Genomic DNA, 14,578 nt, shown 5'->3' with positions numbered 1-14,578 from the left:
CTCCGTATAAATTCCCGGCATAAAAACCAATGCCGGAAAAAATTGAAGAATCAACCAAACCATGACCCAATGATTACTCTTGAAAACTTTTGTATTGCAGGAACAGGGGCCGGCAGATGGCCCGTATGGATTTTATTTTTTTTCCTTTCGGGAATTACTTTTTCGCAGGTACCGGCTTTTCCCGGAGCGGAAGGTTTCGGAAAATATGCCATCGGAGGAAGGCACGGAGAAGTGTACATTGTAACAAACCTCAACGACTCCGGCCCGGGGTCATTCCGGGATGCCGTGAGCCGGCCAAACCGTATTGTGGTTTTTGAAGTGGGTGGCATTATCCGTCTTAAAAGCAGGGTTGTCGTGTCCGGTAATATTACCATAGCCGGACAAACGGCACCTGGTGATGGCATCGTGATTTACGGTGACGGATTTTCCTATACACAGGCAAGCAATTCCATTATCCGTTACCTGCGGATGCGGATGGGAAAGGTAGGAACCAGCGGTGCCGATGCCGTAGGGATTACGGATGATGCAAAACATATTATTTTTGATCACATATCCGCTTCCTGGGGCAGGGATGAAACTTTTTCCGTTACCCGTTATGCCGACAGTATTACCATTCAGAACAGTATTATAGCCCAGGGACTGGAAACCCATTCCGCAGGAGGTTTGATAGAGCCTTCGGGTAAAATAAGCCTCTACAGGAATCTTTACATAGACAATAATACCCGCAACCCTAAGGTAAAAGGGCTGAACCAGTTTGTGAACAATGTAGTTTATAACTGGGGAAGAGGCGGAGGGTATATTATGGGAGGTTCTGCCGGAGACTCCTTTGTAAATATCATCAATAATTATATGATTAAAGGGCCCAGTACAACCATAGAACCTTTTACACGGGGGACCCCCACCTTTATTCCCTATGTGGAAGGCAATTATTATGACGATAATCTCAATGGCATACTGGATGGTGATGAAGTACCCCTTTCGGCATACGAAGGGATCACTGTTTTCCGGGAAACCCCTTATGAATATCCCATGCCGGGACAATTATTATCGGCAGCGGAGACATTTGACCACGTGATGGACAATGCCGGGGCAAATTACCCGCGGCGCGATCCCGTAGATGAATTTCTTGCCGGAGAACTGGCCTCGGTCGGAATTTCCGGGGCGCTGATCGCAGATGAAATGAATCTGCCTACCGAAGGTCCCGGAGAGATTTTCGCGGCGCCTCCGCTCGCGGATACCGATCGCGATGGTATTCCGGATGATTGGGAAACGATCCACGGCCTTGACCCGGCCAATCCCTCGGATGCCATGCAGATACAAGCAGACGGGTATGCCAATATAGAAGTTTATATAAACGGTTTAGCCGATACGCCGGCCCCCGATTTTCTGCGCCCGCCTTCCCGGTTAGAGACAGACTCGGTTTCCACTTCAACCATAAGCCTGAAATGGAAAAGTAACGATAACAGGACTACAGGGATCGTAATAGAACGCTCTGCGGATAGCACAAACTTCGAGGTGCTGGATACACTTGCGGGTGACATGATCTCTTTTACGGATGAGGAGCTCGAACCCGATACGCAATATTTTTATCGCCTTAAGGGGTACAATGATAATTTTTCCTCCGTTTACACCGCTCCTCTGCCGGTTGAAACCTTTCCGGTACCCTCTGCTCCGGATATTCCTGTTTCCCCGTCACCGGAAGACGGGGCCGGGTACATAGAAACCTCCGGCTTGCAAATGCGTTGGACGGGCAGTGAGAATACCGGAGAATATACGCTGTATTTTTCTACCGATCCGGACAGTCTTGCTGCGGTTGCGACAATAACAGATGCTTTTTATGAAGCGGATACCCTGGAGGCAGGTAAAACCTATTACTGGAGGGTAGATGCCATGAACGAACTTGGCACTACTATCGGCAAAGTATGGTCTTTTAAAACACTTTCTCATTTTCCCGAAGGGCCTGTCGGTGCTTGGCTGATGGATGAACAGGACGGGCCGGCAATTATAGATAGTTCCGCTTACGGAAATGAAGGGGAGATCAGGGATACGGACAATTATATACGCGTGGAAGGTAAAGTGAACAAAGCTGTAGACCTTGGCTCGGGGGAAACTACTTCGCATATCCGCATACCTCACGAAGATCACCTCTATCCCGCACGGCAGTCCTTCAGCATATCGCTTTGGATGAAAGCTACGGCACCGACCGGATCAGCCTATCTGATTCATAAAGGGACTTTTGCGAAAGACGAAACTACAGGAGCTACCGGAAAATGGTACGGTATAGAAATAAAAGACGGGGATATACGTTTTGCCGTTGACGATGATATTACCAAAACCCAGTTATCTGCAGATGCAGCGCCTTTTTTTACGGGTGAATGGATACACTTGGTGGCCGTAAGGGATACCGAGGAACAGGTGTTGAGACTCTACAGGGACGGTGAACTCGTAAATGAAGTGACAGATAACACCCGGGAAACCATCGGGCAGACAAATCCGGTTATCATAGGAAACAGTAATGACCTGAATACCCCTTTCCGGGGCGGTCTCGATGAATTCAGGATGTTTAATTATGCGTTGAGCCAGCAGGAGATCCTGGAACTGTACCAGACAGAACCTACCCCGCTGCAAACACGTGCTCCTTATCCTTCCGATACAGCCGTTCTCGAAGGATTTGAAGAAAATCTCGAAGCAAGCTGGGTTGGGGGCATTAATACCACATCCTATCAAATCTATATCGGCACCGATGCGGAAAATATGCCCCTTGCAGGAGAAACGAATGTGGAAAGTCCCGCTTTTTCATTTCAGGACCTCCGGAGAGATACTGATTATTACTGGCGTGTGGATGCCGTGGGCCCTGAAGGCACCACCACCGGAAAGACCTGGACGTTCCGGACTACTGCCCCGAAAGGCCTTGTCGGGTATTGGAAGATGGATGAGACCGAAGGTATGCAGGTTACCGATTATTCGTTTTATGACCATACGGGCACGACCTCCGGATTTCCCGGGGCAGTATGGGAAAAGGGGATATCGGGCAATGCCTTCAGGTTTGAACAGCCTTCCGATACCGCGGCTGTTCATATACCCCATGCCGACCATCTTCTTTTTGACGAAACCTCGTTCACCGTGTCCCTTTGGGTTAAAATTCCCGAGGATACCTATGCTTACGGAACGGATTGTTATCTCATACATAAAGGGACTTTTGAGCCCGGAACCGGGAAATGGTACGGCATACAACTGCGTGATGGCCGGCTCACTTTTGCCATAGACGACGGCCGGACGAAGACCGATGTATCCGCTTCCGTCAGCAATTCCTCATCTTCCCCGTTATTTACCGGCGAATGGAAAAATATAGTAGCAGTAAGAGACAGGGGAGCAGATCAGATACGCTTGTATATGGATGGCATAAAAATAGCCGAAAAGACAGACGCAACCGCTTCCATAGGGAAAACAGACCCTCTGAAACTGGGGAACTCCGAAGAAAACAAACCTTTCCGGGATCTTATGGATGAGGTAAAACTATACAATTATGCCCTTACGGAAGAAGAAATATTACAGCTTGCCGATGGCCACCCGGTAAAGGTGCTTTATTACGATGGTGATGAGGGCAGACCCGGAAATAATATAATCAGGCCGTTCCTGCGTATTGTCAATAAAGACGATATAAATATTCCGTACGGAGAATTATCTGCCCGTTATTGGTTTACTGCCGAAGATTTTTCGGAAATAAATACCTATATAGATTATGCCGCATCCGGGACAAGTAATATTTCTGCTGTTTATCATCCCCTGGAAATACCGCATGAAGGAGCCTACGGCTATGTAGAATATATTTTTAAAGGTACGGAGCAACTTAAGGCCGGAGAAGAAAGCGGAGTTATAGAATCGAGGATAGCCAAGAAAAACTGGACGGATTTCGATGAATCTGATGACTATTCCTATCAATCCGGAGAAGCCTATGGAGAAAATAAGCAGATAACGCTTTACCGCAACGGGCAATTGGTGTGGGGCGTAGAACCGACCGAACAGGGACCGGTTACCTCGCTGAAGGTCTATTCCCGGAACCGGAATGTAAATACGGGAACCAATACCATACGCACTTATGTAGAAATCCGGAATGATGGCAATATACCGTTGGAATATAATGATCTGGAGGTGCGATACTGGTTTACTGCCGAAGGAAATCCGGGCCTGGATTACTGGATAGACCATGCTGAGATTGGTAATGGTAGTATACAAGGGACTTTTGTTAAACCCGATACCACTTTTGCAGGTGGTGACAGCTTTTTTAAACTGACTTTTAATTCGTCGGCCGGACAGTTATATCCGCTCAGTGGTTCCGGAGAGATACAATACCGTATAGCCAAAACCGACTGGAGTGCTTTTGATGAAACCGACGATCATTCTTTTCTGCCGGCAGGGCCCTATTCGGAAAATATGCATATTACCATTTATCACAGAGGAGAATTAGTTTACGGAACAGAACCCGGTGATACGGCAATCTTACGCGGTTTATCCGCAACAGAAGAAGACGGTCCACAAAAAGATTTAGGGGTATATACATATCCCAATCCCGCCCGGGGTCATGTAAATGTACAGATAGACGATCTCCGTAACGGGAGCATGGAATTATTTGACGCCACCGGGCAACGGCTCCTGAACCAGGAAATAAAACAAAATACATCGAGGGTGGATATAAGACATTTTCCCGTAGGGGTTTATATTCTCCGGGTGAAAAATAACGGAAAAACCACAACACATAAAATTATCCGGAAATAAAATATGGTCACTCCGATCTCTCCGGAAGGGGGAGATCGGAGTGACCATACCCATAACCAAAATCTTAAATACCATGAAAAACAATTACTTTTTACCCCTTATCCTGATTTTTGCAGGGGCCTTCGGTGTATCTGCCCAGCACCGGATGGAAGACCTCGATCGGGGTCTTGTCGCTGTCCGGTCCGGACCCGATGCAGTGCATGTAGCCTGGCGTTTGCTGGGGAACGATCCGGATTCGCTGGCTTTTAATATCTATCGGGACGGGGTTTTACAAAATGCCGATCCCATAATACGAAGTACCAATTATATAGATAGTACTGCCGTAGACGGAGTATATTACATTCGTCCCGTTGTCGGTGGGGAAGAACAAGACCCTTCGAAAACGGCGGAGGTCTGGCAGCAAAACTATCTGCAGATCCCCCTGCAACAACCTCCGGGAGGTACCACCCCGGACGGAGTGGCATATACCTATACGGCCAACGATTGCAGTGTCGGAGATCTTAACGGGGATGGCCGGTATGAAGTAATTCTCAAGTGGGACCCCACCAATTCCAAGGATAATTCGCACAGTGGTTATACCGGCAATGTATTCCTGGATGCGTATACGATGGACGGAGAGCAGCTATGGAGAATAGATCTTGGACGCAATATAAGGGCGGGAGCGCATTACACCCAGTTTATGGTATTTGATCTGGACAGCGACGGTAAGGCCGAAGTTGCCTGTAAAACGGCAGATGCGACGGTGGACGGTCAGGGATCCGTAATCGGAGATCCGGACGCGGATTACAGGAACAGCTCCGGGTATATCCTGGACGGCCCGGAATTTCTCACTGTATTTAACGGGGAGACCGGAGCGGCGATGGCCACAACAGATTATATCCCGGCAAGGGGAAATGTAGGCGACTGGGGCGACACCTATGGTAACCGGGTAGACCGTTTCCTGGCAGGAGTGGCCTATCTCGACGGACAACGGCCCAGCCTGGTCATGTGCCGTGGATATTACACACGTTCTGTACTGGCTGCCTGGGACTGGAGAAACGGACAGCTCACACAGCGTTGGGTGTTTGATTCCGATGATCCCGGGAATGAAGGATACGCAGGTCAGGGGGCACATAGTCTAAGTGTAGCCGATGTGGATGGTGACGGAAAGGATGAGATCGTGTATGGGGCGATGACTGTAGACGATGACGGAACAGGACTTTATACGACGGGACTAGGGCACGGAGATGCCCTGCATGTTTCCGATCTGGACCCGCTGCGGCCTGGTCAGGAAGTCTTTATGCCCCACGAAAACAAAAGGGACGGTATTACGTTTCGCGATGCCCGTACCGGAGAAATTATCTGGCAACATAAAAAAGATACCGATGTAGGCAGGGGCCTTGCGGCTGATATAGATTCCACCCATATCGGTGTTGAATTCTGGGCTTCCAGTGGTTTGGGCGTGTATAATACCAGGGGAGAACAGGTAAATACCAGTATCCCGTCTATCAATCACGCGATCTGGTGGGATGATGACCTCCAGAGAGAACTGCTCGACGGAACAAGTATTTCCAAATACGGGGCAGGAACAGTTTTTACCGCAGAAGGCTGTAGTTCCAATAATGGTACAAAAGCAAACCCAGCCTTGCAGGCCGATCTGTTCGGAGACTGGAGGGAAGAAGTGATTTTCCGGACCTCCGACAATACCGCTTTACGCATTTATATGAATACCGAAGAGTCCCGACGGAAAATGTATACCCTGATGCACGACCCGCAATACCGCGTCGCCATTGCCTGGCAGAATACGGGATATAACCAGCCGCCACACCCTTCCTTCTATATCGGTACGGGCATGGAAACCCCGCCACCATCTCCCATAGCCAATAATATGCTCCGGTGGAATGGAGAAGGCATATGGGATGTAGGAACATCTGCCAGCTGGGTGCGACAGGACACTACATCCGTATTTAACCAGGACGACGAGGTATTGTTTGATGTTTCCGGAAATAATAACAGTAGTGTTGAGATTGCAGGAGAAATATATCCTTCCGGGGTTACGGTAAATGCTTCTGAGGACTATCGGTTTACCGGAACGGGCTCATTGTCCGGTTCCATGCAGCTGGTAAAAAGAGGGACAGGAACTCTGGTTCTGGACAATGACAACACCTTTACCGGGACGACCACCATATGGGGAGGTACAATTATTCTGAATGGGAACTTAATGCACAGTCCGGTAGTTACAAAACCATACGTAGCCATTGGGGGTAACGGAACCTTAGGAAGTGGCATAAGTCTTAAAAGAGGGGTGATAATTCTGCCCGGAGGAGAGGAAAACACAGGTGTACTGACTGTAACAGGTAATACGACAATTGCGGAAGAGGTGGTATTTTCCTTCGACCTTTCCGAAGACCCACAGGGCGATAACGATAAGATAATCTGGAATGGCAATCTTGATATAACAGCCGGAACAGAGCTTCGTATTCATGTCCGCGACGAAGGACTGAGCACCGGCACTTATACCCTTATGGAGTATTCCGGAGACTTTCGTGGTGACATTGAAAATATACGGGTAACGGGAATACCGGGAGTAAAACACCAGCTTCGGAATACGGGGAGTACCATTGTAATGGACGTGAAGTGGGTGCGTAATCCCACTACCGTGTTTTGGAGAGGCTCTGTGGACAATACCTGGGACATGGCCGAAACATATAACTGGTTTAACGGAAATACTACCGACCTTTTTGCCCCCAATGATACCGTAATTTTTAACGATTCCGGCATGTTGCATACCACGGTGAACAAAATCGGATTTTTACCCATAGGAAAAATGATCGTGGACGCTTCTGCGGATTATGTTCTGAAGGGAGAAGGCAGTATAAGCGGTGCCGGCGGTCTCGAAAAGTCCGGCGCGGGAAAACTGACCATGCTGGGTAATAATGACTATACGGGAAGTACTGTAATCCGGGAAGGAGTATTGGCATTGGAGTCCCTTTCCGATGGCGGTGTTCCCGGACCTCTCGGAGCTGCCGGAAAAGAAGCGGAAAACCTGGTCCTGGACGGGGGGACGATTGCGTTTCTGGGGAATGTCCGATCTGATCGCGGGATGACTCTGGCGGCTAATAACGGAATCGTTGATATTCTTTCGGAGGTAACAGCTACTATGGGAGGTTCCATTGAAGGAGAAGGACAACTGATAAAAACAGGCAGTGGCACCCTCGAACTTACCGGAAAAAATGTCCATTCGGGAAATACGGTGCTGAAGGAAGGAACTGTTTATCTCGGTTCCGAAGACGCCATATCCTCCGGTTTCGGAGAAGGGACTGTAGTGCTCGAAGGAGGAGTTCTGCGTATGCGGGAAGATAATAATTCATACAGTTCGGCATCCTGGAACGTGGAAATCCCTTTCGGGAAACAGGCCGAATGGCGATTGGACGGGCGTTGCGTTTTTAACGGGAACCTTACGGGCCAGGGCAGCCTGGATTTATATTCGCCCTGGATACGTTCCGAGATGATGGGAAACTGGTCCGGCTTTAACGGAAAAGTGCAGGTGACGACAGATAATGATGGCGGCTGGCTTATTTTAGGCAACAATAAAGGATACGGAGGGGTTTCCCTGGAACTTACGGAGAATGTACAGGTGGTATATCGCCTCGGTTCCAATGATACCATCGCAATCGGGGAACTGTCCGGACCGGCTTCCTCTGTTTTGGGAGCAGGTAATGGGAATACGCTTACCACCTGGGAAATAGGGACAAAAAACACCGATGCTGTCTTTCATGGGACAATAGGCGATATACCGTTTAAAGATTCCGGTGCCAGGGCAGCTGTCCTTAAGACCGGACAAGGATCGTGGACACTTACCGGAGCCAATACCTATTCCGGGGGGACATTGGTCAAAGCGGGAGAACTGGTCATAAGCAACATTTTGGGTAGTGCTACCGGAAGTGGGGATGTCACGGTTACAGGAGGAGCTTTACTGTCCGGGAATGGCAGGATGGGCGGGAGCCTTACGATTGGTCATAGCGCCCTGCTCCTCCCCGGAGGCAGAAGGGAAACAGGGACCCTTGTTATTGAGAAAAACCTATACCTGTCCGAAGGAGCAAGGACGGAAATAGATATGGACAATGCTTCCGTTTACGATATTCTGGAAGTAAGCGATACCCTTTTCTTCGGGGGATTGTTAAAAATAAACAGGAGAGGGATGCAATTCCGGGAAGGGGACAACTTTGCTATGTTTCAGGCCGCTCATTTCGAAGGGGCGTTCAAAAGCATAATCCCTTCTCCCGGGGGACCCTTGGAATGGGACACTTCGGAATTGTATGACAACGGAATACTGAAAGTGAGGCGTAAAAAGCAGGGTCGGGAAGAGATCTCGGAAGAAGAACAGGTTGTGGTATATCCCAACCCGGTACGGGATGACATCAATATTTATCTTCAGGAAATACCCGAAGAAAAAAATGAAGTACAACTGTACAATTTTTCAGGACAGTTGGTGAACCGTTATAGTTTTAAAGGAGGTAGCTATTCGTTTTCAACCCAATCCTTATCCCCGGGAATTTATATAGTTAAAGTTAAAAATGAGAAAGGAGAAATAATTCAGAAAATCGTAAAGAAATGATTACACCCCCCTGCCCCTCCTCAAGGGGGGAAGTCTTGTCTCTTTTTAAGAGTGTTATAGTCCCCCTTGAGGGGGGCAGAGGGGTGTCAACCCAAAACCAAATAATGAAATGAAAAAAATAGTATGTATTATTATCGCCGGAATATCCGGTATTACACAAGCACAAACTCTTCCGGACAGGGCTGAAGTCCTGGGAAAAATGGAGCTGGCCAACAAGTATTTTATGGAGAAGTGGCCGGATGTGGGGAAAACCATTATTACCAATAAAGAGCGCCCGAGCCACATCTGGACAAGGGCGGTGTATTACGAAGGGCTTATGGCTCTGCATGAAATATATCCGAGGGAAGAATACTATAACTATGCAAAAGACTGGGCCGATTTTCACCAATGGGGCTTCTGGGGAGGAAACACCACCCGGAATGCCGATAATTATTGTGCGGCACAGACCTACATAGACCTTTACAACCTTTCTCCCTCACCGGAAAAACTGAAGAACACCAGGGCACAAACAGCAATGCTGCTGCATACGCCACAAAATGATGATTGGTCCTGGATAGATGCCATACAAATGGGGATGCCCGTCCTGGCAAAAATGGGAGTACTGGAAAATGATGACAGGTATTTTGAGAAAATGTACAGCATGTATATGTTCACCAGGAACAAACATGGTAAAAACGGGCTTTTTAATGAAAAAGACGGCCTATGGTGGCGCGATGCCGATTTTACACCTCCTTATAAAGAACCGAACGGAGAAGATTGTTACTGGAGCCGGGGTAACGGGTGGGTTATTGTTGCCCTCGCGAAGGTATTGGATATTATCCCGGAAAACGCCCCGCACCGGGAGCAGTATGTCAAAGACCTGAAACAGATGGCCAAAGCCCTTTTACCTGTACAGCGCAAGGACGGTTTCTGGAATGTAAGCCTGCACGATCCTACCAATTACGGAGGAAAGGAATTAACGGGGACTGCTATGTTCATCTACGGTATGGCATATGGTGTTAATAATGGTATTCTGGACAGGGATACTTACCTGCCGGCAATTCTCAAAGGATGGAATGCCATGGTCAAGGAAAGCCTGCACGACAACGGTTTCCTGGGGTATGTACAATCTACGGGAAAAGAACCCAAGGACGGACAACCACTGAGCTATACTAAAATTCCCGATTTTGAAGATTACGGACTGGGAAGCTTTTTACTGGCGGGGAGTGAGGTTTATAAACTGGAAAAATAAGTGAGTACATTATATAGTTTCATGTATATTTATATGGAAAAACCAAAAACATGAAGATACAGTTCATACTTACAGTTTTTACCTTATTTTCTGTTCTCATATCCTACGGCCAGAACACTACGGTCAGGATATGGCCCGAAACCATCCCCGGGGCCGTTGACAACCCGGACTACAAAACAGAGACCGTATATGATAACAACGGAAAATCGCCCCGGATAAGTAAAGTAACAGATCCGGTTATGGAAGTCTTCCTTCCCGGGAAGGAAAAAGCTAACGGGACAGCTGTACTGATCTGTCCCGGTGGAGGGTATGCCCGTCTCGCCATAGATCACGAAGGCAGGGACGTCGCTGCCTGGTTTAACGAGATGGGAATTGCAGCTTTCGTCCTGCAATACCGCCTGCCCAGTGATGTTATAATGAAAGATAAAAGTACAGGCCCCTTGCAGGATGGGCAGGAAGCGATTCGTATACTGCGCAGAAATGCGGAAAAATGGAATATTAAGCCGGACAGAATAGGCATTATGGGGTTTTCGGCCGGGGGACACCTGGCATCTACCGTGTCTACCCATTTTACGGATGAAGTGTATAAGGCAGATGACGAAACCAGTGCAAGACCCGATTTTTCCATGCTTATTTACCCGGTGATTTCCATGGACACGGAAATTACCCATAAAGGTTCGCGTGACAATCTCATCGGAGAGAACCCGGATGCCGGTCTCACGGAACGGTTCTCTAACGAACTTCAGATAAACAAGGATACTCCGCCTGCGTTTCTCGTGCATTCTTCCGATGACAGAACCGTTCCGGTGGGAAACAGTATTCGTTATTACCTCGGACTGAAGGAGCATGGTGTACCCGCAGAAATGCATATTTATACGCAAGGGGGGCATGGCTATGGTATGGGAAGAACGGAGAATACCGAGTCTGCATGGCCCCGGGCTTTAAAGCACTGGCTGAAGATGAACGGCTGGCTCTGATCTCAGTTTTTACCGTAAGTGGTTTCCGGCCAGTCGTCCGTCCGGAAAGGAGATGCCGGAAGCCCTTCCCGGTTGAATAGGGTGTGCTCAGGGATGTTTTCCCATCCGAAACGTACGGCAACAGGTTCGCGGACATCGGGGTTCGAGACTATAATGGTATTACCTTCGATTTCTGCCGTGGCGGGGAGGAAATTTTTATCTTCCCCCGCTATGGTAAAATGAGTTAAAGCATCTCCTTTGCATACCAGTCCCGAACCCGTATGATCGAAATACAGGCGGACCTTATCTCCCTCCTTTTTCATTTTACTGTAAACAGGGCCCGAATAGACCAGGTCGGTCTCTCCGTAAGTTTTTGCCTTTGCCCATAAAGCAAGTCTTTCTCCCACTACCTGTTTATTCAGGGGATGTATGTTGGTGGCATTTCCCGCATCCGTAAGTACGGCCATTCCCGTATTGGGCACGGAGAGCATGCTTAAAAGCTGTGCTTCCCTGATTTCCGGGTTCTGTCCGCGATGAGGAGCGATCTGAACAAAATAGAACGGAAAGTCTCCCTGTTGCCAATCGTCCCTCCAGTTTTTTATCATGGCAGGGAACAGTTTGCGATACTGGTATGCCCTTTCGGCATTACTCTCTCCCTGGTACCAGATAGCACCACGTATGGTATAGTTTAGTAAAGGATATATCATGGCATTATAGATAAGAGAAGGTGCTTTGTGGTGCCCGGGCCCGATGGGTTCCCTTGGGGCGCCGGGAATTTTTTCACCTTTTTCTCTGGCAAGCTCTGATTTTTGCTTCCATTCGTCATATTTGACTTTATAGGCTTCATATGCGGCCGGATAATTATCACATGCTTCCTGAAAACGGTCCAGTATGGGAATAAAGTCCGGATCTTTTTCCAGCACGTCTTTTTTTGTCCAGGCTTCTGCCGGTGTCCCTCCCCATGCGGAAGTGATCAGTCCCACGGGAACATTTTGACTGCGGAGTATTTCCCTGCCGAAAAAATATCCTACAGCAGAAAAATCATAAACACTTTCCGGGTTACATGCCTGCCATTTTCCTTCCACATCGGTGAGGAGGGAATCGGATGTTTTGAGGGCCACGGTAAAAAGCCGCATCCGGGGGTAATTAGCTTCTTTTACCTCTTTTTCATAGTTTAACACCCCGGTTTGCCAGGTTTTTTCGTATTTCCCCACAGGCATATGCATGTTGGATTGCCCGGAGCATATCCAGACTTCTCCTATAAGTACATCCGAGAGTGTTATTTTATTTTCTCCCTGTAAAACAATGGTATACGGGCCTCCGGCTTTTGGAGTGGAAACCGGTATTTTCCAGTTCCCCTGTCCGTCGGCCGTAGTGTGTATTACTTCTTTTTGCCATTCCGGGGTAATGGTAATTTTTTCCCCGGGGCTGGCCCACCCCCAGATGTTTATTTCTGCCTGTTGCTGCAATACCATGTGATCTCCTACCAGCGCAGGAAGCTTGATCTTTGCATAGGCAGAAAAACTCAATGATAAAAAGAAGGCAAGGGAGAGGATAATCGATTTCATAGTTCGGGTTTTACGGAGTGGTTAATTATAATTCCGGACTCGTTTGGACGAATTTATTTTCCGGTGTTAATGTTTACATTCCTGATGGTAAAATTATTCACATGATCCTTATCAAACGCCGGGTGATCGGCAACTTTAATATCTAAGTTTTCAAATATAAAGTCCGAAAGTTTATACTGGTCGGATTTTCGGACATTGAAAAATGTACTGCAATTTATCTTTATATTCCTCATGGTTATATGTCCGGCGTAAGACATCAGCATGTCCGGTTGCCCTTTCAGGTCAAAAAATTGTGTCCAGGGCTTGATATAAATGAAATTATCTACCTTTCCCGAAATTTCTTCTACCCGTATGTATTCGTAATTCTGAGGGGTGTCCGGCCGCATTTTCAACCATAAGAGCCGTTTGGCTTCGTTCACGGTACTTCGCCGGAATATAATATTGCGGTTATGGATGGATTCGCTTCCACAGGTAAGGGCGCTGTGGCAAAACCCATAGGTACAATCTTCTATGATTATGTTCCTGTTTTCTCCGTTATTTTCATCTTTATCCGCTGTAGGGCCTTTCCCTCCTTTCAGGGCTACGGCATCGTCGTTTACAGACATATAACATCCTTTGATGAGAACATCGGAACAGGCATCGATATCCACGGCATCGGTACTGGGGGCCTTTACCGGTTCTTTAGGAGATAAAATGGTTAAATTCAATAGCTTGATTTTTTCACATTTATAGAAATGAGAAGTCCAGAAGGGCGAATTTTTAAGTGTTACATCGGATAACCGGATATTTTTGCTGTTTGAAACATAGACCAGGCGTGGTCGCATTTCGTCCATATTGGTACATTGCGGATTGAACTCCCGTCTTAACCAAAAGGCTTTCCAGTAACGCAAACCGTTCCCGTCAATAGTCCCCTCCCCTGAAATAGTAAACCCGTCCAGGCCATCGGCATTTACCAGGGCGGCAAAATATTTTAAACTTTGCCCTTCCATACGCGTCATTACTAAAGGGAAATTACTGATATCATCGCTTCCTTTCAATACCCCACCGGCTTCGATATGCAAATGGGTTCCCTGTTTAAAAAAAAGGGAGCCGCTGAGAAAAGTTCCTTCAGGGATAATTATTACACCACCACCTGCCTGATACGCCTTATTAATCACGGCTTGAATTTTTTCCGTCTGCAAAACCGTACTGTCATTTTTTATGTCGTAATCGGTTATACGGAATTGCCTGCCTAAAGTTTGGATATCGGTTGGTTCATTTTCATAAAACCATTCAGGAATGGGTGTTCCGTCAGGAAATAATTCCTGAGCCCTCGTATTAAGGCTAATTAGTAATGCAACTAAGAAGATATAATATTTCACATGGATAAATTTAAACATTATATTTTTTCACTAGTGTCCACTAAAAATTAATATACGTTCTTTGAAACCCTTGTAATCCGTAACTTTCA

General features: G+C 47.5%; 6 protein-coding genes. 4 read left to right on the top strand and 2 right to left on the bottom strand.

What is annotated here, in order from left to right; all coding sequences use genetic code 11:
• The first annotated feature begins 69 nt into the window (after positions 1-69).
• The 4 genes from ED312_RS19505 (at position 70) to ED312_RS19490 (ending at position 11,581) form a co-directional block, all read left to right on the top strand.
• Complete coding sequence (locus tag ED312_RS19505) at positions 70-4,776, top strand: LamG-like jellyroll fold domain-containing protein (protein ID WP_123217709.1); 4,707 nt, start codon at positions 70-72, stop codon at positions 4,774-4,776.
• Positions 4,777-4,849: 73 nt separating this feature from the next.
• Positions 4,850-9,373 (top strand): rhamnogalacturonan lyase family protein, encoded by a 4,524-nt coding sequence (locus ED312_RS24445; RefSeq protein ID WP_123217708.1) that lies wholly within the window; start codon positions 4,850-4,852, stop codon positions 9,371-9,373.
• A 109-nt stretch (positions 9,374-9,482) separates the two neighbouring features.
• Entirely contained in the window at positions 9,483-10,604 is a 1,122-nt protein-coding gene (locus ED312_RS19495; protein WP_123217707.1) for a glycoside hydrolase family 88/105 protein, read from the top strand.
• A gap of 50 nt (positions 10,605-10,654) precedes the next feature.
• Positions 10,655-11,581 carry an alpha/beta hydrolase gene (locus ED312_RS19490; RefSeq protein WP_123217706.1) on the top strand — a complete coding sequence of 309 codons (927 nt, stop codon included), beginning with the start codon at positions 10,655-10,657 and terminating at the stop codon, positions 11,579-11,581.
• A gap of 2 nt (positions 11,582-11,583) precedes the next feature.
• Here ED312_RS19490 and ED312_RS19485 read toward each other — a convergent pair whose 3' ends face one another.
• Both ED312_RS19485 and ED312_RS19480 read right to left on the bottom strand, forming a co-directional pair.
• Entirely contained in the window at positions 11,584-13,128 is a 1,545-nt protein-coding gene (locus ED312_RS19485) for a sialate O-acetylesterase (protein WP_123217705.1), read from the bottom strand.
• Between the two features lie 53 nt (positions 13,129-13,181).
• On the bottom strand, positions 13,182-14,507 hold the full coding sequence (locus ED312_RS19480; RefSeq protein WP_123217704.1) for a rhamnogalacturonidase: 1,326 nt from the start codon (positions 14,505-14,507) through the stop codon (positions 13,182-13,184).
• Between the last annotated feature and the right edge of the window lie 71 nt (positions 14,508-14,578).

This window comes from Sinomicrobium pectinilyticum, assembly GCF_003725735.1.
Lineage (GTDB): Bacteria > Bacteroidota > Bacteroidia > Flavobacteriales > Flavobacteriaceae > Sinomicrobium > Sinomicrobium pectinilyticum.
The sequence above is the reverse complement of the archived record's forward strand: the minus strand, read 5'-3'. Positions and strand labels throughout refer to the sequence as shown.